Origin of the sequence: Micromonospora sp. C97, from assembly GCF_018070385.1 — a bacterium.
GTDB lineage: Bacteria > Actinomycetota > Actinomycetes > Mycobacteriales > Micromonosporaceae > Micromonospora > Micromonospora parva.
On sequence record NZ_JAGPXU010000015.1, the window covers coordinates 90,772 to 116,526 of the forward strand.

At 72.5% G+C, this 25,755-nt stretch carries 20 protein-coding genes; 13 read left to right on the forward strand and 7 right to left on the reverse strand.

Translation table 11 applies throughout. From position 1 onward, the window contains the following. The first annotated feature begins 23 nt into the window (after nucleotides 1-23). Nucleotides 24-1,424: an MFS transporter gene (locus KBX26_RS20355; protein ID WP_210866167.1), complete on the forward strand. Its 1,401-nt coding sequence runs from the start codon at nucleotides 24-26 to the stop codon at nucleotides 1,422-1,424. A gap of 91 nt (nucleotides 1,425-1,515) precedes the next feature. On the opposite strand, the gene KBX26_RS20360 is transcribed toward KBX26_RS20355, so the two are convergent. Beyond that, a complete protein-coding gene (locus KBX26_RS20360) occupies nucleotides 1,516-3,066 on the reverse strand; it encodes a M1 family metallopeptidase (protein ID WP_247680869.1) in 1,551 nt (516 codons plus the stop codon). A gap of 184 nt (nucleotides 3,067-3,250) precedes the next feature. Between KBX26_RS20360 and KBX26_RS20365 the strand changes: the two genes are divergently transcribed. From KBX26_RS20365 to KBX26_RS20390, 6 genes are all read left to right on the forward strand, one after another. Beyond that, nucleotides 3,251-4,048, forward strand: coding sequence for an SGNH/GDSL hydrolase family protein (locus KBX26_RS20365; RefSeq protein ID WP_030334407.1), 798 nt, complete (start codon nucleotides 3,251-3,253; stop codon nucleotides 4,046-4,048). A 622-nt stretch (nucleotides 4,049-4,670) separates the two neighbouring features. Beyond that, complete coding sequence (locus KBX26_RS20370) at nucleotides 4,671-6,887, forward strand: hypothetical protein (RefSeq protein ID WP_247680870.1); 2,217 nt, start codon at nucleotides 4,671-4,673, stop codon at nucleotides 6,885-6,887. Nucleotides 6,888-6,974: 87 nt separating this feature from the next. Beyond that, nucleotides 6,975-9,521 carry an FtsK/SpoIIIE domain-containing protein gene (locus KBX26_RS20375; RefSeq protein WP_210866169.1) on the forward strand — a complete coding sequence of 849 codons (2,547 nt, stop codon included), beginning with the start codon at nucleotides 6,975-6,977 and terminating at the stop codon, nucleotides 9,519-9,521. 2 nt (nucleotides 9,522-9,523) lie between these two features. Then, a complete protein-coding gene (locus KBX26_RS20380) occupies nucleotides 9,524-9,889 on the forward strand; it encodes a hypothetical protein (RefSeq protein ID WP_210866170.1) in 366 nt (121 codons plus the stop codon). A 93-nt stretch (nucleotides 9,890-9,982) separates the two neighbouring features. Next, entirely contained in the window at nucleotides 9,983-10,444 is a 462-nt protein-coding gene (locus KBX26_RS20385; RefSeq protein ID WP_307857867.1) for a hypothetical protein, read from the forward strand. A gap of 217 nt (nucleotides 10,445-10,661) precedes the next feature. Then, complete coding sequence (locus KBX26_RS20390) at nucleotides 10,662-12,257, forward strand: hypothetical protein (protein ID WP_210866171.1); 1,596 nt, start codon at nucleotides 10,662-10,664, stop codon at nucleotides 12,255-12,257. Here the strand turns inward: KBX26_RS20390 and KBX26_RS20395 are convergent. Continuing rightward, the gene (locus KBX26_RS20395) at nucleotides 12,247-14,784 is read right to left on the reverse strand and encodes an NACHT domain-containing NTPase (protein ID WP_030334396.1); all 2,538 of its coding nucleotides are present in this window, start codon (nucleotides 14,782-14,784) and stop codon (nucleotides 12,247-12,249) included. The two genes, KBX26_RS20390 and KBX26_RS20395, sit on opposite strands and share 11 nt — an antisense overlap. 408 nt (nucleotides 14,785-15,192) lie before the next feature. Here KBX26_RS20395 and KBX26_RS20400 point away from each other — a divergent pair, with 408 nt between their 5' ends. Both KBX26_RS20400 and KBX26_RS33030 read left to right on the forward strand, forming a co-directional pair. Beyond that, a complete protein-coding gene (locus KBX26_RS20400; protein ID WP_210866172.1) occupies nucleotides 15,193-15,720 on the forward strand; it encodes a hypothetical protein in 528 nt (175 codons plus the stop codon). Between the two features lie 200 nt (nucleotides 15,721-15,920). Next, nucleotides 15,921-16,184, forward strand: a complete 264-nt coding sequence (locus KBX26_RS33030; RefSeq protein WP_030334392.1) for a DUF6244 family protein — start codon at nucleotides 15,921-15,923, stop codon at nucleotides 16,182-16,184. Between the two features lie 27 nt (nucleotides 16,185-16,211). On the opposite strand, the gene KBX26_RS20410 is transcribed toward KBX26_RS33030, so the two are convergent. The 4 genes from KBX26_RS20410 to KBX26_RS20425 all read right to left on the reverse strand — a co-directional run bounded on the left by KBX26_RS20410 (nucleotide 16,212) and on the right by KBX26_RS20425 (nucleotide 19,762). Further along, nucleotides 16,212-16,622, reverse strand: a complete 411-nt coding sequence (locus tag KBX26_RS20410; RefSeq protein WP_210866173.1) for a hypothetical protein — start codon at nucleotides 16,620-16,622, stop codon at nucleotides 16,212-16,214. Between the two features lie 68 nt (nucleotides 16,623-16,690). Further along, nucleotides 16,691-17,137, reverse strand: coding sequence for a nitroreductase family deazaflavin-dependent oxidoreductase (locus KBX26_RS20415; RefSeq protein ID WP_030334388.1), 447 nt, complete (start codon nucleotides 17,135-17,137; stop codon nucleotides 16,691-16,693). A gap of 66 nt (nucleotides 17,138-17,203) precedes the next feature. Beyond that, the gene (locus KBX26_RS20420; protein ID WP_210866174.1) at nucleotides 17,204-18,190 is read right to left on the reverse strand and encodes an SEC-C domain-containing protein; all 987 of its coding nucleotides are present in this window, start codon (nucleotides 18,188-18,190) and stop codon (nucleotides 17,204-17,206) included. Between the two features lie 105 nt (nucleotides 18,191-18,295). After that, nucleotides 18,296-19,762 carry an MFS transporter gene (locus KBX26_RS20425; RefSeq protein WP_030334385.1) on the reverse strand — a complete coding sequence of 489 codons (1,467 nt, stop codon included), beginning with the start codon at nucleotides 19,760-19,762 and terminating at the stop codon, nucleotides 18,296-18,298. A gap of 220 nt (nucleotides 19,763-19,982) precedes the next feature. On the opposite strand from KBX26_RS20425, the gene KBX26_RS20430 reads away from it, so the two are divergent. After that, nucleotides 19,983-20,564 (forward strand): TetR/AcrR family transcriptional regulator, encoded by a 582-nt coding sequence (locus KBX26_RS20430; RefSeq protein ID WP_156057719.1) that lies wholly within the window; start codon nucleotides 19,983-19,985, stop codon nucleotides 20,562-20,564. 48 nt (nucleotides 20,565-20,612) lie between these two features. Here KBX26_RS20430 and KBX26_RS33035 read toward each other — a convergent pair whose 3' ends face one another. Continuing rightward, on the reverse strand, nucleotides 20,613-21,974 hold the full coding sequence (locus tag KBX26_RS33035) for a pentapeptide repeat-containing protein (RefSeq protein WP_210866175.1): 1,362 nt from the start codon (nucleotides 21,972-21,974) through the stop codon (nucleotides 20,613-20,615). A 205-nt stretch (nucleotides 21,975-22,179) separates the two neighbouring features. On the opposite strand from KBX26_RS33035, the gene KBX26_RS20440 reads away from it, so the two are divergent. The 3 genes from KBX26_RS20440 to KBX26_RS20450 all read left to right on the forward strand — a co-directional run bounded on the left by KBX26_RS20440 (nucleotide 22,180) and on the right by KBX26_RS20450 (nucleotide 25,747). After that, complete coding sequence (locus KBX26_RS20440; protein ID WP_210866176.1) at nucleotides 22,180-22,959, forward strand: triacylglycerol lipase; 780 nt, start codon at nucleotides 22,180-22,182, stop codon at nucleotides 22,957-22,959. Between the two features lie 175 nt (nucleotides 22,960-23,134). Beyond that, entirely contained in the window at nucleotides 23,135-25,342 is a 2,208-nt protein-coding gene (locus KBX26_RS20445) for a M48 family metalloprotease (protein WP_210866177.1), read from the forward strand. A 12-nt stretch (nucleotides 25,343-25,354) separates the two neighbouring features. Further along, complete coding sequence (locus KBX26_RS20450; protein ID WP_030334374.1) at nucleotides 25,355-25,747, forward strand: hypothetical protein; 393 nt, start codon at nucleotides 25,355-25,357, stop codon at nucleotides 25,745-25,747. Nucleotides 25,748-25,755 lie beyond the last annotated feature (8 nt).

Sequence of the window (25,755 nt, forward strand, 5' to 3'; positions counted from 1 at the left end):
CTGCCGATCGCTGGAGGATCGCCGTGGCCAGAGGTGCCACCTTCGCCGCGCTGCGCCACCGCAACTACCGGATCTGGGCGCTCGCCGGCTTCGTCTCCGTCGTCGGCACCTGGATGCAGGTCCTCGGGGTCAACTGGTACGTGCTGAAGGAGACCGGCTCGGCGACGTCAATGGGCTTCGCCGTGCTGCTCCAGGCGGCGCCCACGTTGCTGCTCAGCGTGTGGGGTGGCGTGCTGGCCGACCGGCTGCCCGCCCGCCCGTTGCTGATCGCCGCCCAGGGCGCCCACGCGGCGCTCGCCGCCGGACTGGCGGCGGTCGCCCTGACCGGGGTCGGCGGCCTGCCACTGATCTTCGCGATCTCGCTGGCCACCGGTGCCGTCTCGGCCGTCGAAGGCCCGGTGATGGGGCGCTGGGCGGCAAGCCTCGTCGACCGGGAGACGCTGGGCAACGCCCTGGCGCTCGGTTCGCTCACCAACTCCGCCGGCCGCATCCTCGGCATGAGCCTCGGTGCCGTGGTGGTGGCCGCCGTCGGCCCCGCCCTGCTGTTCGGCATCAACGCGGCCAGCTTCATCGCCGTGGTGGTGGCGCTGTTCGCCGTACGCCAGGGAGCCGTGCCCGGACTCGCGGTGCCCGACGCCGGGCCGAACCGGGGCGGTGTCCGCGCCGGGTTCACCTACCTGCGGGGGCAGCCGGTGCTGCTCCTCGCGCTCGCCCTGTCGTTCGTGCTCGGCAGCCTGGGCCGCAACTACCAGGTGACGATGGCCGCGATGAGCGACGGCCCGCTGCACGCCGGCGCCTCCGGGTACGGCCTGCTGTCGACGGTGTTCGCTGTCGGCACGGTGGTGGGCGCGCTCGTCGCGGCCCGACGGCGATCGCTGGGCTACCGGACGCTTGTCGTCGCCGGCCTGCTCGCCAGCGGGTTGCAGATCGTCGCCGGTCTCGCACCGGGCACCTGGAGCTTCGCCGCGGTGATCCTGCCGATCGCCGCCGCCGCGGTGGTCATCGACACCACCGTCGGCACCCGCGCCCAACTCGACACCGACAGCGCGATGCGGGGGCGGGTGCTCGCCGCCCTGGCGGTCACCGGCTCGGTCTCCGCCGCGGTCGGCGCCCCGCTGCTGGGCTGGCTCGCCGAACACGCCGGGCCCCGTCAGACGCTTGTCCTCGCCGGATCGGCCGCCGCGATCGCCACGGTGGCGGCGAGCGTCGCGCTGGACCGGCAGCGCGCCCGCACGGCTACCCTCGCGCTGGTCGTGCCGCGGCCCCGCCATCCGGTACACCGGGCGGCGTTCCGGGCCGCCCGCATCGTGCGGCCCACCGGGGCGGTCTGTGTCATCGCGCCCGCCGACGCCGGTGCTGTCGCGTCGAACAGGACCCAGCTCAGGGAGCTGGCCACCGCCGGGCCGGCACCGACATCGCGGTGAGCGCGCCGTCCACCCCACGCCGAGATCCGCGCAACAACAGGAACGTGGTGCCTCCCTGAAGTTGCGCGGATCTTCAGCAGTGGTCGAACCTTCAGTGCGACATCAGGTCGTGGGCCTCGCGGATCTTGGCCCAGGACTTCGGCTCGGTCGGCGCGGCGGCCTTGCGGGCGACGCTGGCCACGTCGGGGCGGCCGGCGGTGAACAGCCAGGTGGTGAACAGGTCGTCCAGGTCCAGACCGGAGATCCGTTCGGCCAGCGCCTGGAACTGCTCGATGGTGGCGTTGCCGTACCGGTGCTCGGCGGTCCACGCCGGCAGGATCTCGAAGAACGCGTCGTCGCCGACGGCCAACCGCAGCTGGTGCAGGGTCATCGCGCCCCGGTCGTAGACGGCGTTGTCGAAGACCCGGGCGGCACCCGGGTCACCGGGCAGCACCTGCCAGAACTCGTCGTCGGCCGGGTAGCTGGCGTAGGTGAAGTCGAAGACCTCCTGGGCGGTGCCCTCGCCCTGCTCCTCCGACCACAGCCACTCGGCGTACGAGGCGAAGCCCTCGTTGAGCCAGATGTTGCGCCACTCGGCCACCGAGACCGAGTCACCGAACCACTGGTGGGCGTTCTCGTGGGCCACCACGTAGGTGTTGGCGCCGCGTCGCCAGAAACCCGGCCCGTACACCGGTCGGGTCTGCGTCTCCAACGCGAAGCTGATGCCGTCCACCGGCCCGGCCACGCCGCCCTGCGCCTCGAACGGGTACGGGCCGAAGATCCCGCTCTCCCAGTCGACGATCTCGGCGGTCCGCTCGATGCTGGCCCGCGCGGCCGGCCCGAGCGCCCCCAACGAGGTGCTGTACGCGTTGATCACCGACTGGCCGCCCGGTGTGGTGTCGGTGACGATGTCGTACTGGCCGATGGCCATGAAGGCCAGATAGGTGGCGGTGGGGGTGGTGGTCCGCCAGATCCACCGGGTGCGGTTGCCGGCCTCGGCCGCCGGGGGCCTCGGCTGCACGCCGTTGCTGATCACCTCGACGCCGGTGGGCACCGACACCGAGATGTCGTAGGTGGCCTTGTCCAGTGGGTGGTCGTTGCTCGGGAACCACCACCACGCCGACTCGGGCTCGTTGACGGCGAGCGCGCCGTCGTCGGTGCGCGTCCAGCCGGTGTAGCCGCCGACCAGCGTCTCCGACGGCACGCCGGAGTAGCGCACCACGATGGTGAGCTGCTGACCCCGGGTCACCGTGCGGGCCGGGGTGACCACCAGCTCGTGCGCCCCCGCGGTGCTGGTGGTCGCCGCCCAGCCGTTGACCCGGACCGACTCGACGTCGAGCAGGAAGTCCAGATTGAACGTCGAGAGGTCCTCAGTGGCGGTGGCGAGGATGGTGGTGGTGCCGGTGAGCAGGTCGGTGGCCGGGTCGTAGCGCAGCCGGACGTCGTAGTGCTCGACGTCGTAGCCGCCGTTGCCGTAGTCGGGGAAGTAGCTGTCGCCCAGGCCGGGCGCGCCGGGTTGCGGCGCGGCGGTGACGACCGGCCGGCCCCAGCCCGTCGGGGCCGCCTGGCCGGGGGTGCCGGCGAGCATGGTGCCGGCGGTGGTGAGGGTCAGGGCGGCGGTGGCCGCCGTGAGTGCTCGTCGCACGGGGTGGACTCCCTCCATCGGGGTGTTCGCCTCGTCAACCTAATCGACAACTGTGAACGTCGCCGACCCGCCGCGCGGCGTGGTCGCGCTATTCCATTGATGTCGATGTTTCGATAGCATTACCGCCTGGTAACAACCGTTCCGCCCCTGGCCACGCGCGCGGTCGCAGGATCCCACCATCCCCGTTCTGTGGAGGTCCGTCATGCCCCACCGTCCGCTGGCCCGCGCGCTGGCCGCGTTGGTCGCCGTCCTCACCGCCGCTCTGGGCGCCGTGCTCGTGCCCGGCACCGCGCAGGCCGCCGCCGTCAACTACGTCGCGCTCGGCGACTCGTACTCCTCCGGCGTCGGCGCCGGTCCGTACGATCTGTCCGGCTGCCTGCGCAGTCAGAAGTCGTACGCCCCGCTCTGGGCGGCCGCCCACGGCGTGACCACCTTCAGCTTCCCGGCCTGCGGCGGCGCTGTCACCGCCGACGTGCTCAACAACCAGGTGGGCGCCCTCAGCGCCAGCACCACCCTGGTCACCATCACCATCGGCGGCAACGACGCGGGCTTCGTCAACGTCATCACCAGCTGCCGATTCGGCAGCACCTCGTCCTGCACCAACGCCGTCAACACGGCCAAGACCTTCGCCACGACGACGCTGCCCGCCCGACTGGACGCGACCTACGCCGCCATCCGCAACCGGGCTCCCAACGCACGCCTGATCGTCCTCGGCTACCCGCGCCTGTTCGAGACGAACTCCTGCGGTTGGCTCGCGATGAGCACCTACAAGCGCACCATCCTCAACGAGGCCGCCGACGTGCTCGCCTCGGTCACGTCTGCCCGGGCCACAGCGGCCGGAGCCACCTTCGCCGACACCCGGTCCTCCTTCTCCGGGCACGGCGTCTGCGCCGGCGACCCGTGGATCAACGACGTCTCCGGGATCATCGAGGCCTACCACCCGGACGCCGACGGCTACCGCTACGGGTACCTGCCGGCGCTGAACGCGGTCACCGGCTGACGATTCCGCGCCACCGGATCCAACGCGGATCCGTCCTCGTACCCCCGCACCGGCCGGCGGCCGAGTGTCCCCTGTGGGCGCTCGGCCGTCGGCCGGCGTCGCGTCTGTACCCGATGCGTCACACTGAGTGGGATCGGAGGTGACGCGTGCGGCGCTCGGAGTTGCCCAAGCGGGAGTTGATCAGCCAACGGCAGTCGACAGCGGCCCGGGAGCGACTGCCGCCCGGCGGGTTGGAGCTCTTCGCGCTGCTCGCCCGGCTGCTGCGGCGGCCCCGTCGCGGTGACCGCCGGCTGCCGTTGCTGTGGCTGGTCCGCTCCGACACCGCGGATCTGGTGGTGCCGCTGCGCCGGTTTTTCGGCCAGGGCCCCCGACGGCGGGTCCCGCACGCCGTGCTGGACGCCGACGTGCCGCCCGGTGCCGGGGACGTGCCGGCGCTGCTGCGCGAGCTGCACCGGCAGCTCTCCCTGGAGGCCTTCGGCGCCGCCCGACTGCGCTTCCGGCACTATCCACTCGCCGACTGGCTCATGCAGCAGAGCTTCACCCTCGGCGTCGACGCCGACGACAGCCGCGCGGCTCTGGTCCGCCGGCTGCGCGACCGCAGGGGCCGCGTACGCCGGAGGCGTTGCCCTCCGGCGGTGACGCGGTCAGCATCGTCTCGCAGGTGCTGCTCTGGCTGGTCCGTCGCGCCGTGCCGGGGGTGGTCTTCCGGGCTGCCGTCTCCGGTCGGGTGCCGGTGCTCGGCCGGCACTACAACTGGTTCATGCGCCAGCAGTACCTGGCGCCCCGGCAGTCGGTCACCTTCCTCGGCTTCGCCGAGCGCCTCACCGCCGGCTGGCGCGACGGGGAGCAACCCGACCAGGTCAACAAGCTGCTGCTGCACGCCTTCCTGGAGGACCTGCGGCAGGCGTACCGGCGTCGGCCGTGGCGCCCGTCGGACTGGCGGCGCACCGCGTACCCGGCGCTGCTGATCGATCACGTCGCCCCCGGCAACGTCGGCGGGGAACTGGTCCGCCTGATCGGCGACGTCCGCACCGAGACCGGGCGCAACGACCCGCTGCTGATCGTCGCGTCCGGTGGGCAACCCCCACCGGACCTGCCCGAACCGCACCCGCTGACCGAGGCCGAGGAGGCGTACGACGAGTGGGCCGAGGCGCTGCCGGAGATGCGACGGCTGCGCCGCCCGGCCACCTGGCTGGTGGCGCTGCGCCCCGACGAGACCGACACCGGCCCACCGTCGCGGGGCGGAGTGCGGCCGTTCTCCGCGCCCGACCCGCCGTGGTGGTCGCGGCGCTTCCTGCCGGCGGCGCTCTGTCTGGTGCTGGTGGCGGCGCTCGGCCTGTGGGTGGCCAGCCGGTGGGGGCCGGGCTGTCACCCCTCGCTCACCGGTCAGGTCTCCGTCGAGGTGGCCCCCAGCGGTGAGTGTGTCGGCTACAGCGACAGCGCCGCGCAGGTGTTCAACAACGACCCCGGCCAGGACCGGCTGCGCACCGTCCAACGGCGCATCTTCGCGCAGAACCGGGCCGCCGAGGAGGTCTGGCAGCGCAGCGACCGACGTCGGCCCTTCCTCACCCTGGTCTACCTCGGCACCCTGACCGGAAACCTGACCCGCGCGGACGAGGAGTCGTACGTCTCCGAGCGCGAGGAACTCGAAGGGATGGCCACCGCCCAGTACGCGTTGCTGAAGGAGTCGGCCGGCGCCGACGGCGCGGCGCTGCTGCGGATCGTGGTGGCCAACGCCGGCCGACAGATGATCTACGCCGACCGGGCCGTGGCGATGCTGGCCGGGCTGGCCCGCGACGACCCCACGGTGCTCGGGGTGGTCGGGCTGGTGGAGAGTCGCACCAGCACCGCCCGCGCGCTGCGCGAGCTGAACCAGGCCGGGCTGCCGGCGCTGGCGCCCACTCTCTCCGCCGACAGGATGGACGCCAACTCCCGCCTCTACCTGCAGATCTCCGCGCCGAACACCGATCAGGTGAAGCTGGTCGACGCGTACGCCACCCAGGTGCTCAAGGTCAACGAAGCGCACGTCTTCTACACCACTCTGGAGGGCAGTTCGCTCACCGAGGACCTCTACGTGGGCACCCTCGTCGACGGGCTCCGACAACGGTTCGGCCCCCGGATCACCCGCCTCGACGAGTGGCACACCGGGCAGCGGCTGATTGACGAGTGCGGCTACACCGGGCTGCTCTTCTACGCCGGCCGATGGTCGGAGTTCGACGGTTTCCTGCGGGCGCTGCGCGAATGCGGCGGCAACCCGCCCCGACATCTCGTCGCCGACGACTCGGCCAACCGGTACATGGCCAACCCCGGGCTGCGCGCCGCCGCACCCGGCAACCTGCCCGTCACGTACGTCTCGAAGGCGGCCCTGGCCACCTGCGCCGCGCTGCGGGCCGCCCAGGACCGGCGCGACGACGCGCGGGCCAGTTTCCTGTCCCGGATCCAGGCCGACGACCTGCTCGACCCGCCGCGCTGCCGGCCGGGCGCCGAGGTGCAGGTCGGCGAGCGGGTCAGCCTCGCCTACGACGCGGCGATGATGCTGATCCGGGCGGTGGAGAGCCTCGCCGCCCGGCTGCACCACGCCGACCCCCGGCAACGCTGGGAGCCGAGCGCCGTCAACCCGGTGGCGGTGCACGCCGAGGTGTTGCGGCAGAACGCCGGTCAGGGCTATCCGGGGGTGGCCGGGCTGATCCGGTTCACGGCCGACTCGGGGGAGCCGGTCGACAAGCGACTGGCCCTGATGCGGGTGGAGCAGGTGCCCGATGTGGCGAGGGCGCCGGTGGAGGTGTTCCGCTGCGGGGTGGCCGACGTGCCCGGCCCGGCGGTGTGCGGCCCGGCCTGACCGACACGTCCTCGCAGGACTGTCCGGGCGCCGCCGGTGTCCGTTAGGGTTCCTGGGACCAGGCGGCCGTGGCGTTGGGGGCAGAGGGTGGGCAGGCTCGCGTCGGCGTACGGGCAGGCGGTCAACTCCCACCGGGCGGCCCGGGCGCACCTGGACACCGTCCGCGGTGTCCTCGGGGCGGCACCGACCGTCGCACCGGTCGGCGACGACGTGGTGGTCCGCCTCGCCCGCCTCGGCGGTGCGCTGGCCAACCCCGCCCCGGGTGTCACCCCGCTGACGGACCAGCCGGCAGCGGTGCGGATCGGTGCGGCGTCCACAGCGGACGGCGGCTTCCCGGTGCTGGTGCCGCTCGGCGGCGGCCACCACCTGGCGCTGGACGCCGACGCCCGGGAGCCGCAGGTCGCCGGGCTGCTGCGGGCGCTGGTGCTGCGGCTGGTCGCCACCGCGCCACCCGGTCAGGTCCGCGTCGTCGGCATCGACACCGCCACGCTCGGCGCCACCTTCGGCCCGCTACGACCGCTGCTCGACGCCGGGGTGCTCGACCCGCCGGCCACCAGCGAGGCCGAGGTGGCCGCGTTGCTGGACGCCGCCGAGAAACACGCCCGTGCCGCGCAGCACGGTGCGGCGACCGCCCGCCGCCTGCTGCTGGTCGTCGCCACCGCCGCGCCGCCGCCGCGCGAGCTGGCCCGGCTCGCCGCGCTCACCCACGCCGGCCCGGCCGCCGCCGTGTGCGTGCTGCTCGCCGGCCACCCGTCCCGGCAGCCCGGCGAGACTCCGCCGCCGCTGGGTGGCACCACGGCGGTGCGGCTCAACCAGGGGTACGCACACGTCGGCGACCCGCCCGGCGCGCCGTTCAGCGCCGACGGCAGCGGCCTCGCCGCCCGCGTCCTGCTCGACGGCGACCCGCCGCCCGCCTCGGTCCGCGCGCTCGCCGAGCACCTCGGCACCGCCACCCGTCGCGCCGACGCGTTGCCCTTCACCGACCTGCTGCCCGAACGGCGCTGGGCCGAGTCCGCCAGCACCGGTCTGCGTACGGTGATCGGCCGGGCCGGCGGCGGGTCGACGGCGGCCTTCGCCACCGCGCTGACGCTCGCCTTCGACGACGCCACCCCGCACTGGCTGGTCGGTGGGCGCACCGGTGCCGGCAAGACCGTCTTCCTCCTCGACGTCCTCTACGGGTTGGCCGCCCGCTACTCGCCGGCCGAGTTGCAGCTCTACCTGCTCGACTTCAAGGAGGGCGTGAGCTTCACCGAGTTCGTGCCCACCGGTCGGGACCCGTCCTGGCTGCCGCACGCCCGTGCCGTCGGCATCGAGTCCGACCGCGAGTACGGTCTCGCGGTGCTGCGCGAGCTGCGCCGGGAAGCCCAGCGCCGGGCCACCGCGCTCAAACGGCACGGCGTCACCAAGCTCGCCGACCTGCCCCGGGACAATCCGCTGCCGCGCATCGTGACCGTCATCGACGAGTTCCACGTGCTGCTCGCCGGCAACGACGCGCTGGCCCGCGAGGCGGTCGACCTGCTGGAGGAGTTGGCCCGCAAGGGCCGCTCGTACGGCATCCACCTGGTGCTCGCCAGCCAGAGCATGACCGGCATCGAAGCCCTCTACGGCCGGGCCGAGGCGATCTTCGGGCAGTTCGCGTTGCGGGTGGCGCTGCCCGGCGGGGGTGGGGTGCTCGACCAGCTCAACGACGCCGCCGCGGCCCTGCCGGTCGGCTCCGCCGTGGTCAACACCGCCGCCGGCGCGGTCGGCGCCGACACCGTGCTGCGCTTTCCCGACGCGCACGCCGCCGCGGCCGACCTCGCCGCGTTGCGCCACGAGCTGTGGCAGGCCCGCCCGCCGGGCTCGCGGGCACCGGCGGTCTTCAAGGGGTACGAAGCCGCGCGGATCGAGGACGACAGCACCTTCGCGGGGCTGCGCCCCGGTGGTCGACGCCCGATGGCCCTGGTCGGCCGAACCGTCGACGTGCACGGCACCACCGCACTGTTCCTCATGGACACCACCCCCGGCCGGCATCTCGCCGTGGTGGGCACCGCACCGACCGGCGCGGACGTGCTGCGCGCCGCGACGCTCAGCCTGGCCCGTCAGCACACCCCCGGCGACGCCCGGTTCCAGCTGGCCTGCCTGGTCACCGCCGCCGACCCGGTCGCCGACGACACCGAGGCCGCGCTGCGGGCCGCCGGCCACCCGGTGCAGCGCCTGGACGCGACCGGGCTGCGCGACCGGATCGCCGCGCTGGCCGCCGAGCCCACCGGCCGCGGATACCTGGTGGTGTTCGGGATGGACGCCGCCGCGCCCGTCCTCGGCGCCACCGACCCCGACACGTTCCGCTCCGGGCTGGACGACCTGCGTACCGTGCTGCGTCAGGGCCCCGGGCAGGGGGTGCACCTGCTCGGCTGGTGGCGGGGGCTGCGTCGGCTCGCCGACGACCTCGGCGGCACCCAGAACCGCGACGACGTCGCCTGCCTGGTCGCGCTCAACGTGCCCGGCGCCGAGCTGGCAGTGCACCTCGGCGCACACGACCTGACCTACACGCCCCGCGCCGACCGGGCGCTGCTGATCGACCGGCACGACCAGCGCATCCGGTTGATAGTCCCGTTCGTCGGCGACGGGCACGAGCCGGACGGGGAGCGGTGACAGTGTCCTTCGAGGAGTACGCGGCGCTGGCCCGGCAGCTCTCCGAGCAGCGCCGCGCCGGTGAACAACACGCCGCCACCGAATCCGCGCGCCGTCGTGACCTGCACGCCGCCGTCGACTCCCTCCAGCAGCGGCTGACCGCCCAGGGGCAGCGCCTCGACCAGCTCGGCCGGGCGATCGGCGTCGACCAGCCATCCCCGACCGCTGGCCCGGGGGCCGGGGCGTCGGGCGACGTCACCAGCTGGCCCGGCCCGCCGTCCGGCCCCGGTTCGGTGTCCGCTGCCGGCTCGGTGCCACCGTCCGGCTCCGGTTCGGCGTCCGCCACGGGGTTCGGCCCCGCCACCGCACCCGTAACCGGGGGCGGGTAATCCGCGGGGGCAGCCGGCGCCCCGGGGCGGGCGGGGGTCGGGGCGTACCCCGAGCTGCCGGCGGGGGAGGCGCGGCTGGCGCTGCCGACGGCGGTGACCCCGGCGGGCGGTGGGGTGCCGGCGCAACGCGCGGCCGCTGCCGACCCGGCGGTGGAGTTGGAGCTGGCCCGGCGGATGGCCGACGAGGCCGACCGGCACGGGCACCAGGCGGAGCTGCTGGCCCAGCGGCCGGTGCTGCTGCCGACGTGGTCGCCGCTGGCTCGGGCGGTCGCCGTCTACGCCGGCTGCGGCGCGGCGGCCGGGGTGCTCATGCTGATGCTGGTGCTCGCCTCCGGGGTCGGTCTGGTCGACGGGTTCACCCTCGGCGCGTGGATCTGCGCGGGGCTGCCGGCGGTGGCGTTCTTCGGCGGGTACCTGGTGCTGGGCCGGTGGGGACGACCCGCGATGGTCGCCGGCACCCCGCCGCGCTATCTGCCGCTGGGGTTCCTGATCTGTTTCCTGCTGGTGCCGGTGGCCTACTGCGCCTATCTGCTGCTGGTGCGCGGCCTGCGCTGATCGGTGTGCGCGCCCCGAGCGCTATCGGTGTGCATTCCGCTTGCCGAGGATCTGGGTCGTTCCACCTCGGGGGGTCGTGAGCGGTAGGCCGAGGGGTTGGTCGCGGTGCCGAGTCAGCTAGATGACTGAAGCGCATCCATTCGTTGGGCATGACCGATGGTGGAGACGGTGTCCGCGTCTGCCGGTAGCCGCCCCCGAGCCGAGAAATGAAGTGCAAATGTCTCGGATCTGGCGCGCCGGCAGAAATTGCGTCCCAGGGCTCTGGTCAAATGGAGGTAGTTCGGTGTTGGGTTCGACGGGTACGAATGCGTTACGGATTGGGATGGCCGGGGTCATCGCTCTTGCGCTGCTCGCGCTCGTCGGTGTGCTGGCCTTCTGCGACAGCGAGCCCGACCAGAAGCGGACGAGCGACCCGACGCCCTCCGCGGCCGGTTGCGCCGGCGTGCTGGACGACAGCACCCAGGAATGCCTCGGCCCGGTCACCGACAGTGCCACGCTCGACCCCGCGATCCGGGACGTCGCCGAGAAGATCCTCGTCAGCAATCGAGAGGTTGGTGCCCAGGCCCGACGGTACGTCCGGGTGGTGCTGCTGACGCCGTTGAGCATCGCCCCGAAACCCGCAGCCTCGGCCATGTCCCTCGAACCGATCACATTCAGTTTGCAGGGCGCCTACGTGGCCTTGCGCCGGGCAAACACCTCGTCGGCCTTCGGCGACCAGAACGCACCCGCCGTGCAGTTGCTCCTGGTCAACCAGGGCAGCAGGCAACCGGCCCTCGACGCGCTCGTTCCGGCGATTGTGGCGCTGGGCGACGCTGAGCATCCGGTGGTGGCCGTCGTGGGCCTCGGCTCCAGCTTCACGGGTACCGAAGGGGTCGCGTCGGCGTTGTCCCAGCGGGGCATCCCCATGGTCGGGGCGGTCACCTCCGCGACCAGCCTGAACGCAGAGCGATACTCGACGTTCCACAGTGTGTCGCCGAGCAACGACGACTACGCGATGTCGCTGAAGGACCTGCTGGACAAAAACCCGGACACGTTGCCCCGCAACGGAATCGTCGTCTACGACCAGAACAAGGACCCCTATCCGTTGACGCTGACCGAGGCCTTCACCAGTGTGCTGAAGGGCTACCTCAAAGCGCCGCCGCAGGCCTTCGCCGGCGGCACGGTCGGCAATCCAGCTATGCCGAACGTCTTCAGCCCGGTGGTGACGAACCTGTGCAACGCGGTGGCCGACGACGCCATCAAACTGCAAATGGTGTTCTACGCCGGCCGGGTCGCCGACTTTCCGAGCCTGGCCGCCGCACTGCGGGAGCGGACCTGCCGCAGTCACCCACTGACCATCATGGTCGGTGCCACCGGATTTCAGCTCTCACCGCAGCAGGTGAATCTCCTCGACGAGGCCAACGTCTCGGTGATCTGGGCCTCCTCGGCGGACGCGCCGGCCTGGATCGGCAGGCGACCCGGTACGCCGGCGGGCTTCGCGGACTTCCTCAAGGCATACCACGTCGACGAGAAGTTCCCGTCCGACAATCTGAACGACGGCTACGCGGTGATGTACCACGACGCCGTCGCGAGCGCTGTGAAAGCGATCCGGATGGCCACCGGGAGAGACAACCTGCCCGGAGCCGCCGACGTGCAAACCCAGTTCAGCAACCTCACGCTGGCCCACAAGGTCGCCGGGGCGTCCGGCACCCTGTCGTTCGGTGGCCGGGCGAACGGCGACGGGCGGGCCACCGGCAAGGTCGTGATGTACCGGCAACTCGGCAAGACCGGCCCCCGACTGCCGGCCAACGTCCCGCCGTACCTCACGCCGTGACGCCGCCCACCGGCCGGCCGTCGCCGCCGTCCGGCACCAACCAGTGTCGGCTGCGGGGATCCTCGTAGGTGTCGATCCACTCGTTGGGTCGCCACATCCGTACGGCACGCATCCGGATCCAGGGCTGCAGCCCCAGCATGGTCAGCGCCAGCCCCAGCTCCACCGTCGCCAACAGGACCGCCGCGGTGCCGCCGACCGGGCCCAGCAAGCCGCTGGGTCGGGCCAGATCCCAGCCGACCGCGACGAGCGCCGCCACCGAGAGCAGGGTCAGCGTCGCGCCCGTCGCCCGCTCGGCCCGGTGGCGGTCGACCCGGTGCGCCCGGAAGACCGGAACGACGACCGAGGCGGTCCGGTGCCGCCAGTCCGCCTCAAGGCTGGCCCAGCGGCCCGGGTCGGTGGCCTTGGCTTCCAGGAAACGGTTGACGTCCGGTGCCTCCGCGGTGACCTCCCTGGCCCAGCACAGCAGGGTCACCAGGTTCGATTGTCGGTCCAGTCCGCGCCGGAACGGATACACCTGCTGACGCAGCAGCGCGGTCGCGAACCTCGGCTGCGCGGCCGGTTGACGCTGCAACGTGTGGAAGCAGGCCGGGTCGGTGGCGAGCCGGAGCAGTCGGTCGACCAGCGGTACGAGGGAGGGGTCGTCGGTGCCCGCGCCCTCGGCGGTGCGTAGGCACCGCCACAACGGCTCGACGAATCGTGGATCATCAGGCACGACGCCCACCAACCGGGCGACCATCAAGCGGCTGATGGAACTCTCCCCCAACCGTTCCACCAGCATCGTCACCACCTCGAGCAGCGTCTCGTGGGTGCCGCCGAGCGCGTCCGCCGCGTCCGCCTCGCCGGCGACGTTCGTCAGCCAGGTGAAGGCCAGGTCGCGCGCGGTGTCGCGGATCGCCGCGCGGGGCGAGGCCGTGGCGCTCAGCACCGCTGCCAGCGCCGGGAGCATCACCGCGGGCCTCGGGTCGCGCAGCGGTTTGGCCATCCGCTCCAGGACGGCGAATCCGACCGGGTTGAGGCAGTCCGCCCCGGCCAGGCAAGCGCAGGCGAGGGCCGGGTCAAGGTCGGCCAGGTCCTCGATGAAGCCGGTGACGACGGCCTGGTCCGCCGTGGCGGTGTAGAAGAGCACCACTCGACGCCACTCGCGCTCCGTCGCCCGCTCACGTAGCAGTCGTAGGCCGTCGTCGCGTTGGCGTAGCAGTTCGGCGGCGACCAGGTGCTCCTGCAACGAACGGTGCACGAACTCGTACTGCTCGTCGGCGACACGGCTGAGCAGCCCAGACCGATGGATGATCTCGCCGACGAACTCCTCGGCGCGGCCGTTGAGGTTCTGCCGTAGTCGATCTCCCGTCGCCGACACGAAGTCGACGAGCGTCAACCGGTCGAACGGTCCGAACCCGGGCGGGCCGAGCGCCGCCCGCAGCGCGAACTCCCGCAGAACTCGCAGCTTGTCGGCCTGATCGAACTCGTTCGCACCGCTGGTGAGGTCATCGGCCCGGAAACTGTGCCGGCCGAGCATCTCGTCGATCATCTCGTCGTACAGCCGCGCCGTCGAGTGCGCGATGGCGGGGAACTTCCGCCCCGCGTAGAGGCCGACCGACATCGAGAGGACCAGCGGGTTGCGGTGCATGCCCAGCGTGCCCGATGCGTGTAGCTGCCGCATGAAGCGCTGCGGTCCGTCCACCTCCGGGAACCGGTCCGGGAAGGCCCGCAGGTAGGCGAGTATCTCGGTGTCCCGCAGTGGTGCCAGCACATAGCTGCGGTGCGCACCGAACGGCTGGGGCTGCCAGTCGTCGGCGATCCGCAGGAACGTGAGTCGCCGGCAGGTGATCACGATGCGGGCGTTGGCGGTCGGCAGCTCCGGGGTGTGGTCGGTGAGGAAGCGGTACACCTCGTCCCGGACGGCCGCGTAGACGGTCGGCGTCACCTCGTCCAACCCGTCGAGCAGCACCACGCAGCGCCGCTGCTGCAACACCTGGGCGAAGAGCTGGTGGGCCTCCTCCCTGGTCAGCGCCAACCCCTTCTGCGACCGCAACATCGCAAGGATGTAGTCGGTCAGGGTGACCGGTTGTCCGACGCCGCGGAGCAGCCGTACCGGCACCAGGAACGGCACCTCACGGTTCCGCCCGTCCCCACTGTGACCGTCGACGCCGCCGAGGGCCGCGATCCCGAACGCTTTCAGTGTGGTCGTCTTGCCGGACCCGGCGTCACCCAGAAGGACGACGTGGCTGTCCCGGTCGGCGATCCGTTCGCCGGCGTCGGCTGCCCGGTCCGGCTGCCCATCCTCGGTGACGAACAGCGGCACCAGGGTCCGTTCGAGTCGTAGCGTCTCCGGCGCAGCCAGGTACGGGTTGTACACCCGGTGCTCGGTGATGAACCATCGGCGGTACCGCTCCTCGGGCGCCCCGCGCCGCAGTTGGCGCATCCGGAGCTTCGCCCAGCTTGAGACCACCACGATGGCCAGCAGGGTGCTCAGCAGCAGTTCACCCCGGTCCAGCCAGTCCCACATCCGCAACCACTCCAGCGCCATGTCCACACCGTCGATCGTGCGCCACCGCTGCTACCTGGCGTCGCGGCCGAGGCTCGACTCGCCGAACGACCCGCGTGGTCCGGTCGACGGTGCCCGCGTGCCCGGCCACGCCTCCCGGCCGTCGCCTCCACTGTGCCTACACCGGTGCCGTAGTCTCGCGCCCCGAGCGCTGTCGGTTCCGCTGGGGAGACCGGGGCTGGAATGTCCAGCCTCGGCATCTCATGAGCGGCTGTCGAAAGGTTGGTCGGGCAATTGCAGGGTCTGGTGTCCACTCACGGGGATCCGGTGTCGGTGCGGGAGAGCACGACCGTTTCGCCACCTGAAGCCGATGCTGCCGCACCGAGGACGACGCCCGGCTCAGACCAGGAGCGGGCGCTGTCGGTCGTCGCCGCGTCGCAGCAGGCCGGCGTGGGCGCGGTGGTTGCGGGCTTCGGGTTGATCGGCGTCGGCGCTGTCGCCGGCTGGCTGATCTGGCGTAGCGGCGCCTCCGCGGCGAAGATCCAGCCCGAGGACACCACCGGTGTGTTCCTCACCCTGTTGGTCTTCGCCGCGGCTGTCGAACGGATCCTCGAACCGTTCTCGCGGTGGCTGCCGGGACGCGCCGCCGAGGCCGCGTTGTCCCAGACGATGACCGACGCGAACAGCCGGATCGACGGCCCCACCGAGGCCGACCGTGCGGCGATCGCCGTGGCCACGGCCAAGGTCGCCCGGGCGAAGGCGAACCGCACCATCGTCGCGTGGGGTCTCGCGAGCGGGTTGGCCACCGTGGCGTCCAGCGCCGGCGGGTTCTACGTGCTGCACGCGGTCGCCGGTGCCGACTGGAACGGGGTGGCGGTCTGGGTCGATGCCGTGGTGACCGGTGTGATGGTCGGCAGCGGCACCAAGCCGCTGCACGATCTGATCACCCGGGCCCAGAACGGCCCGCCGTCGCCGTAGCCCGCCTCGGCCTGGCCTGCCGGCTGGTGTTGCTGGAGATCTTGGACAGTTTCCGTCAGGACGTGACGGAAACTGTCCAAGATCTCGTGTCCGAACCTGGAGAGGCGGGAACGAGCGCCCGATCGCGTGGGGTGCCCGGATCTCGTAGGCTCCCAGGTGGTCTCCGCGGTGGAGCTGGTGGTCGAGCACGGGAGGTGCGCGTGAGCGCGGCACAGATCATCGCGAGGCTGGCGGCGGCGGCGCAGAAGCTGGACGAGGCGAAGGCCAAGACCGCAGCGGCGGCACAGGACGCGGCCGAGGCGCGGGCGCTGGTCGCCGGTGCCCTTGAGGGCGTTGCCGCTGGTCCGCTGGTTGGCATGATCGACTCGTACCGTCAGGCGCTGGCACAGGCCGCCCAGGGTGGCGACCCGGCCAAGCAGCACGTCCAGGAGACGATCGCCAAGGTCCGGGCGCTCGGCAACTGACCACCTGCGAGGGCAGCGCAACCGTGCTCAGCGGGTGATGCGGAACGTCTGCTCGAAGGTCGGGTAGTCGCAGACGTCCTGGTTGCAGAGTTCGAAACCACCGCTGATCAGCGCGACGCCCTTGTGCAGGACCAGCCCGTCGGGCTGCGCCCACGCCCTCCCGGTCACTGCTTGCGGCTCGCCCGTGCAGCTGTTGAGGGGTGCCCAGCCACCCGCGTAGGCGACTCTGTCGCCCGACCGCTGCCGGACGATCAGCTCGGTGGCGCCGGACAGGCCGGCTGGGCAGGTCACCGTGAGGGTGATGTCCACGGCGACGCCGCGTGCGACAAGGGCCGCGGAGGTGACTTCGACGCTGCTGGCCGCGCTCGCCGGGGTTGGCGCGAGCGCGAGGGAGAGGGTCAGCCCGAGTAGTGCGATGGCGGTGATGATGCGGCGCACGATGGTCCTCCTTGCCGGAGTGGGTGCCTACCTGCGGTCACCCTAGCCTGCCCCGGCAGTTACGGATATCAATCGATGCGGTCGATGACGATGACCGGGATCTCGCGGTCGGTCTCCTTCGCGTAGCGGGCGTACGTCGGGAAGACCTTCGTCATCACCGGCCACAGCCGGACGCGCTCCTCGCCGGTCGCGGTCCGGGCCCGCCCGGCGATCCGCTCCGCCCCGACCTGGATCTCCACTGTCGGGTCGGCGGTCAGGTTCAGGTACCAGGCGGGGTGTCTGGCCGCGCCGCCGTTGGACGCCACCAGCACGTAGTTGTCACCGTCGCGCCCGTACATCAGGGCGGTGCGGCGCAGTGTGCCCGATCGGCGTCCGCGGGTGGTGAGCAGCAGCGAGGGTACGCCGTGGAAGGTGCCCCCGTCCGCGCCGTCGGTCTGCACGTAGCGCCGGATGTGGCTGGCGACCCAGCCGACCGGGCTGTCCTCGACCGTTTCGTGCTGCTCGTGGGTGGTCACGGCATCGCCTCCATCGTCGAGCCCGGACGGTCGAGCGGGGTGTCGATCATACGCGGCGGGGGAGGGTCAGCCGCGTGAGCGCGGCAGGCAGCACTTCTTGTACTTGCTGCCGGACCCGCACCAGCAGGTGTCGTTGCGGCCGGGCGGCCAGGCTGTCACGCCGGCCTCGTCGAGGCTGTCGGCGTACTCGTCGAGGGTTTCCTCGCTGGTGGGGTCGCTGCCGGCGGTCTGGGCGAACGCCGCCAGTCCGTCGACGGTGCCGACGACCACGCCCAGGTCGGCGCCGCCCATGCCGGAGGCGTCCACGAGGGCGCGTTCGATCTGGGCGCGGTGCTCGTCCCAGGTGGCGGGGTAGCTGTCGACGAGGGTGGGCCAGCGCAGCAGCAGCGCGGTGAACTCCGCCTGCGGCCAGAACAGCAGTGTCGCTGGTCCGTCGTCGAGGGCGTCGAGCGCATGGGTGCTCGCGGCGCGCAGCCGGTCGGCGAGGTTGTCGTACTCGTCGTGCGGTAGGCCCGCCTCTTCGCGCAGGTCGTGCCGTTGCTGGGCCAGGCCGTAGATCATGGCGGCGGCCTCGTCCTGGGCGTCCTCGGACGCGTGCTGCTGGGTGCGGGTCCGCTCCAGGATGGCGTCCAGCGCCCCGGTGAGCCACTCCAGTGCCAGTTCGCCGTGGCCGGACTCGGCCAGCTCGTCGATCAGGTACATGGACTTGGGGTCCGTCTCCAGCAGCGGGCGCAGGGCGGTCAGCTCGGTCAGGCCCTCGTCCGAGCGGCCGAGGCGCAGCAGCAGGCCGCCGCGCACCGCTCGGGCGTACGCGTTGTCGTCCGGCTGTTCGGCGACCGCACGGGTGGCCAGGGCGAGCGCGTCGGCCAGGTCACCGGCCTGCTCCAGGATGTCAGCGGCGACCAGCAGGGCGTACCCGGTCTCGTCGGGGTCCGCCACCCGACCCTCGTCGACGGCGCCCACCAGTTCGGCGACGAGCGCGGCCGGGTCCGGGCTCTCGGAGCCCAGGGCGGCGATCTCTTCGATGCGGTCGGCGGTCAGCAACTCGGACATGGGCGCATCCTGAAAGACGACGGTCGGTGGGCGGGGGAGCGGCCAGCGTACTCCGGGACATGGCGCAGCCCGGGCGGCGAACCGCCCGGGCTGCGCCACGGTCCGTCAGCGGGTCGCCGGCATGGTGGCGAACTCGCCGGCTAGCTCCGACTCGACGATCGTCGTGGCGGACGGCCGGCGACCGGCCGACGCCCGCCGGGCGGACGGGACGGCGAGGGCCGCGAGCGCGGCGGCCAGGGCGATCGCGGTGAGGACCAGAAACCCCATCGTGAAGCCGGCCTCCCGGGGAAGGCCGTTGGCCTGCGGGTGGGCGGTGATCACGCCGCTGACCACGGCGGCGCCGATCGCCCCGCCGATGGTGCGGATGTTGGCGTTCATGCCGGTGGCCACGCCGGTCTGGCTGGCCGGCACGCTGGCGACGATCAGGTTGGCCATCGACGCGAAGGCCAGGCCGATGCCGAGGCCGACCAGGCCACCGGCGATGGCGACCTCCCAGCGGGTGTCGTGTGCGGCGGCGAGCATCGCGGCGGCGACCACGTTGAACGCGGCGCCGGTGGCGAGCTGCGCCTTGGCGCTGAACACGGCCTGGAGCCGGCCGGCGACGAGGCCGGCGACGAACATCGCGACGAGCATCGGCAGCATGAGCAGGCCGGCCTGGCTGATGCTGGCGCCGAAGCCGTAGCCGGCGGCGGTCGGGGTCTGCACGAACTGGGGCAGGAACGCGTACACGGAGAACATCGACGCGCCGTAGAGCAGAGCGACCAGGTTGGTGGTCCAGACGCCGGGCAGGCGCATCATCCGCATGTCGATGAGCGGGTTGGCCGAGCGCACCTCGGCGACCAGCCACCCGGCCAGCAACACCACGGCGAGGGCCAGCAGGCCGAGCACCCGGGCGGAGGTCCAGCCCCAGGCCGCGCCCTGGCTGATCGGCAGCAGCAGCGCGACCAGCCAGCCGGAGAGCAGCACTGTGGCGCGCCAGTCGATGCGTCCGGGGGTGCGGACCGGCGACTCGGGCACGAACAGGTGCGCGGCCACGGCGGTCAGCCCGACCACGACCATCGGGATCCAGAACAGCCAGCGGTAGTCCAGCGTGCTGACGATCGGGCCGGCGAGCACGATGCCCAGGCCACCGCCGACGGCGACGATCGCCGAGATGGCGGCCACGGCGGTGGAGACCCGGGCGGCCGGGAACTCGTCGCGGATGATGCCGAACGACAGCGGGAAGACAGCTCCGCCGATGCCCTGGACGACCCGGGCGATGATGAGCACGCCGATGTTCGGCGCGATGGCGGCCAGTAGGCAGCCGAGGGCGAGGGCGGCGAGCGAGACGACCAGCATCCGCTCCTTGCCGACCATGTCGCCGACGCGTCCGAGGATCGGCGTGAAGATCGACGCGCTGAGCAGGTAGGCGGTCAGGACCCAGGTCACTGTGTTCTGGGAGGTGTGCAGGTCCTGCTGGATGGTCGGCAGCACGGGGGTGATCAGCGATTGGAGCATCGCGAAGAACCCGGCGCCGGCCGCGAGCACGGTGAAGGTGAGCCGACGCGAGCCGCGTCGGGAGGTCACTGCCACGAGAGATAACTCCCTGATTACGTACGGGATGGAGGCGTGTGGCCCGTCGTCTGTGACGGGTCGTTTGTCGGGGTCCGGGCGATCGGGGTGGCCAGGCGGCGATCGGGCGGGTCCCGAGGTAAGCTAACCGGAGGCAGGCCTCCGGGATTCCGGAGGGGTGCCTCCACTAAGTTAGTGGAGGGTTGCCTCCGGATGCAACCAGGGTGAGGTGACGCACGTCATGACCAGCGCGGGGCAGGTGCCCGAGGTCTTCGCCCAGCGGCCCAAGCGGGCCGACGCGCGGCGCAACTACGACGCCCTGATCACGGCGGCGCGCGAGGCGTTCGCCGAGAACGGGGCCGCCGCCTCGCTGGAGGACGTGGCCCGCCGGGCCGGGGTGGGCATCGGCACGCTCTACCGCAACTTCCCGACCCGCCGGCACCTGTTCGAGGCCGTCTACGTCGAGGAGGTCCGGGAGCTGTGCCACTCCGCCGAGGGCCTGGCCGAGCTGCCGCCCTGGGACGCGCTCGTCGCCTGGCTGCACCGCTTCGTCGCGTACGTCGCCACCAAGCGGGCGCTCGCCGAGCAGTTGCTGCACGACTCGGAGATCTTCGCCAGCTGCCGCACCGAGATCTTCTCCGCCGGTGAGCCGCTGATGCGTCGCGCGCAGGCCGCCGGCGTGGTTCGTGACGACATCGGCTTCGACGACGTGGTGCGGCTGATCAGTGGCCTCACCATGGCCCAGTTCCCGTCGCCCGAGCAGCGCGACCGGGTGCTCGGCGTGGCCCTGGACGGCCTGCGCCCGCCGGCCGCCCCGCGCTGAGAGCCAGCCGCGCCCCGGTCGGCCGGGTCGCGTCGACGCCTCCGGCGGTCAGCGGTCGACCAGCAGCAGCCACTCGTCGTCGAGGCGTTCCACTGTGGTGTCGGCCGGCCAGCGGTGACCGAGGTCGGCCACCGCCCGGGCCTGCTCGACCTGCGGCGGCCGGCTGAACCGTGTGTCGCGGAAGCTGGCCATCCGGTGGAACCGGGCCCGGCCGAAGTTCGCGGCGTCGAGGAAGTGCGCCCGGTCGAACAGCGCCTCCGCGCCGAACACCGTCCAGCGGAACAGCGCCATGTTCGTGAAGCGGACCGAGTGGAAGCCGGCCGCCCCGCCGAACTCGGTGTGCTCCATCGACACCGCGCCGTCGAAGACGGCCTCCCGGAACGAGGTGGCGTCCTCGAAGCGGGTCGCGTCGAAGCTGGTCGGTTGGCCGAAGGTCACCCGACGACATGAGGTCGGGCCGGCGAAGCGGGACCGTCGGCAGGACAGACCGTCGGTGAACGCGGCCCCGTCGAAGGTGGCCAGACCGCTGACGCGAACGCCGTCCAGCATCACCTCGCCGTCGGCCGCGAGGTTGTCGAAGTGCACGTCGTCGAAGGTCGCCGCCCCGAGCAGCAGCCGGCCCCGCGTCGTCGCGGCGGCGAAGGTGGTCGTGCCGGTGAACACCGCCTCGGTGAAGTTCGCGTCGACGAGCGTGCAGCCGGCGGCGTCGAAGTCGACAAGCTCGGCGCCGGCCAGGTCGAGCGTCAACTCCGGCCAGAAGGCGTCGTCGTCGGCGGCGCGCAGGTGCCGGGTGAGCACGCGCTGCGCGCTGCGCCGGACCTCCGTCTCGCGCGGCTCGCCGTTTGGCGCCGGCATCCGCAGGTACGCGCAGAGCACCGCCGCGATCGTCGGGCGCTGCCCCGGATTGTCCTGACCGAGGCGCTCCAGCGCGTGCAGGCCACCGAGGCGTACCGCCGCGCTGTCGTTGCCGAGCAGCTCCACCGCCCGGGTGTAGAGCTCGGTCAGCCGACGTTCCGCCGCGTCGTGCTCGGCCGCCCCGGACTGCCGATCCTGGTGGCGCTGCGCGGCCTCGGCCACCGCCTCGGCGTGCGCCTGCACCCGGTCCCGGTGCACCTGGTCGCGGGCGGCGACGCTCTCCTGGTGCCGCTGCGCGCGTTCGGTGATCCACTGGCGGCGGGCGGCGAGCAGCAGCGCGAGCCCTCCGCCGGTGCCGGCGACGACGGTCAGGCCGGTCCGGATCGCGTCGATGCGCAGCGTGGCACGGGTGTCGGGTTGGCTGGCCCGGTCGGCCTCGGTGAGCAGCAGGTCCAGCACCAGCCAGCCCAGGACGACGGCGGCCAGCAGGCCGACCAGGACCAGCCACCACGGCATCACCCGCAGCTCGCGCTCGGTGGGTTCGTCGACAGCCACGGCCACAGCATGCCAGTGAGCGTCCGGGGTCCGATATGGAGCGTGGCGGTATGACCGTTTACACCCCCGGCGGAACAACGGGTTACCGGCGCGTAACAAGTCATTGACGTTTCCAAATTGTTGCGGGCATCATCGTCGCACGGTCGACCGGACACCCCCACCCACCTGCCCGGTTCGCCGGGCGCCTCCCCCCGGAGGTGCAGCGATGCTGCTCCGAAAGACCGCCCTCGTGCTGGCCCTCGCCACCGCCGCGCTGCTCGCGTCCACCGCCACGGCGACCGCGGCGCCCGCCGACCCGGCCCCCACCCCCTTCGCCGCCGCCGTGGCGGCCAACCCCGTCATCGTGGTCGGCGGGCTCAGCGGCGTCGCCGTCGCGTACGAGCCGATCGCCGCCCGGCTGCGCGCCGACGGCTACCGCACCTTCATCTACCAACTTCCCGGACTGGGCCTCGGTGACATCCCCACCTCGGCCCGCGCGTTCGCCACCTACGTCAACCAGGTACGCGCCAGCACCGGCGCGGCGACCGTCGACCTCGTCGCCCACTCCGAAGGGGGCCTGGTCAGCCGGTACTACCTCAAGCGGCTCGGTGGCACCGCCGCCGTCGGCCGGTACGTCAGCCTGGGCACACCCCAGTACGGCACGTACGTCGCCAACATCGTGGCGTTCCTGGGGCTGGGCACCTGCGCCGGAGTGGTGGCCTGTCAGCAGATGACCATCGGCTCGGCGTTCCTCGCCGACCTCAACGCCGGCGACGACACCCCGGGCGCGGTGCGCTACACCACCATCCGCACCCTGCAGGACGAGCTGGTCCGGCCGACCGGCAACGCCGCCGTCAACGACGGTGCGACGAACGTGCTGATCCAGGCGTACTGCCCGCTGCGGGTGGTGGGGCACCTCGGCCTGGTGCTCGACGGCACGGCGTACACCATCGTGCGTGGCGCCCTGGTCGACGGCCCGGTGCGCCCCAACTGCCTGGCGCTCTGACCCGCCCGTGCGGGTGGTCCCGCCGGGACCACCCGCACACGGACGCGGATCGGTAAGTGTCGGTTGCCCGACGTTCCCGGAAAAGGGTGTGGCAGACATCAGATGTTCCCGATAACCTGCTGCGACTGTCCACTGGCGACGGAGGACGGGTGACCCTCCCGAAGGAGCAGCGCGCATGACCGAGCCGCACACCGTGCCGCCGGAGAACACCCCGCCGACAGTGCCGCAGCTCGACGTCCGGGCCGCCGAGCCGCCAGCGGCCGACCCGCCGTCGTCGGTCGGCGGGTTCGCCGACCGGCCACCGGGTTATCCCAGCGCGCTGGTCTGGTTGCGGGCCGGGATCCTGCGGGACTGGCGCGGTGTGCTGGGCGCCTTCGCCGCCACCTGGTTCTACCTGCCGATCGGGCTGCTGCTGGCGTTCTGGGGCGGCCTCAGCCTCGGCGTCGTCGGCCTCTTCGCCGGCGGCATCGGGGCTGACGACCAGGTGCCGCAGGTGCTGCGCGACGCGCCGCTGATCGGCTCCCTGCTGGAAACGTTCATGAGCCGCTCCGCCGGAGTGCTCGGCGGCGTCGTCGGCTTCGCCGTCGGTTTCGTGGGCGGCTTCATCTCCGTGCTGGTGCTGCCCTGGGTCGGTGCCGAAGGACCGCTCCCCGTGATCGCCGGCCTGCTCGGCACCGTCGCCGCGGCGGCGCTGATCGGGGTCCTCTACACGCTCTACCGCGTGCTGCTGGAACCGCGACTACTGGTCGTCTCCGGTGCCCGCCAGCCCAGCCGCCGCGAGGCGGCGCGGCTGCGGCCCGTGCTGGACGACTGTGCCCGACGACTCGGCCTGCCCAGCGTGCCACGGTTGCTGATGGAGGACGACCCGGTCCTGAGCAACGCCCGCACCTACGCCCGGCACGTGGTGGTCACCACCGCCGTGCTGACCGAACCGGACGACGAGATCGCCGCGCTGTTCAGTCACGAGTTGGTGCACTGGCGTACCGGGGACGAGATCACCAGCGCCTTCGTCCGTGGTGTCGGTCTGCCGCTCACCCTCGCGCACGCCCTGCCGACCTGGCTGATGCGGACGTTCCCGCACCCGGCCACCAACTTCGTGGTCTTCCTGTTCTTCTGGCCGGTGCTGCTCATCATGCGGTACGTGGTGCTGCCGCTGCACGCCCGCGACGTCCGGGCCGCGGAGTACCGGGCCGACCTCGGCGCCGTGCTCACCGGGCACGTCGACGGGATGCGGCGCATCCTGGAGCGCCGGCTGTCCTTCGAGTCCGGCCGCAGCGGTTGGGACGAGGCGGTCTGCGCCACCCACCCGCCGCACGAACTCCGGCTCGACGCGCTGGAACGGGCCTCGGTGGCCGGCGCGTCCGCCGGTGCGGACGCCGCCGCGGACGTCACCGTCGAGCGGCTGTTCGGGCACACCGGCGCGGTCGGCACGCGCCGCACCTGGCTGCTGGTCGGCGTCCTCGTGCTGGTGGCCTGCGCCGGCACCGGCGGGCTCGGGGTGGTGCAGTGGGCGTTCTTCCGCCCCCAGGCGACTGTCGACGGCTACTTCGCCGCGCTCGCCGACCGGGACAGCGACGCCGCACTCGACCTCCTGGCCGACGGGAGCAGCGCCCCCGACCGCGAGCTGCTCGCCCAACTGCTGCGCGGCGAGGGCTACCAACCACCGACCGACGTCGAGATCAGTTCGCTGGAGCGTGACGACGACACCGCCACGGCCACCGTGACGTACCGGCTGGGCGGTGAGCGGCAGACCGCGACACTCGGCCTGCGTCGCGACGAGCAAACCACTGCCGGAATGTTCCACGGCTGGCGGGTGAGCGGAGGCCTGACCTCGCTCGGTGTCGCGATCGGCGGCCCCGGGGTACGACTCAACGGCGTCGAGCTGCCCGGCGGCACCGACGGTCCGGCGCTGGCGCTGCTGCCCGGCGGCTACACCGCGACCGGGCCGTCCAGCGCGCTCAGCGAGACGCCCACCGAGACCTTGGCGGTCGGTCCGGGGCAGGACACGGCCACCCTGCAACTGGCCCCGGTGCTCAAGCCGGCGGCGGTCGAGGCCGTCGACGCCCGGGTGCGCGCCTGGTTGGACGAGTGCGCCAAGCAGACGGTCCCCGCGCCACCGGGCTGCCCGTTCCGCTACTACGGCGGGTCCGCGCAGAAGGTCACCTGGAAGATCCTGGAGTACCCGAAGCTCGCCATCGAGTTGACCGGCCCGGCCAGCGCCGAGGTCACCACCCCGAGCGAGACCCGGGGTCAGGTGCAGGTCAGCGGGACCAACACCTACTTCGGGGGCGACTCACCGTTCACCGACGACGACCCGTTCTCCGTCACCGGTGTCGTCACCGCCGACGGGGAGGGTGTCACCTTCCGCCCCGCCACCAACTGACCGGGAGAGTCCGTGACCGACAGCAACACTGCCGCCCGGCTGCCCGTACGGCTGACCATCAACCCCCGGCAGCGACAGCAGCCGTCGGTCGACCTGCTGACCTGGATCCACCGCCGGCCGGAGTACCGGCCGGTGGTCCGCCAGGCCGGCGGCGGCGGGGGCCGGCCGGGCTTCAGCGACGCGGTGATCATCGCGGTGCTGGCCCAGGGCCTGCTGCCGGGTCTGTTCAACCTGCTGCAGTCCTGGGTGGACCAGCAGCGCACCGAGGCCAGCATCCGGATCCAGTCCGGCGACACCGAGGTGGAGTTGCAGGTGAGCGGGCGCACCGACTCGGCGCGCCTGCTGGCCCAGGCGACCGAGGCGCTGCGGGCGGCCCGGGAGCCCGGTACGGACGCCGCCGACTGAGTCGACGG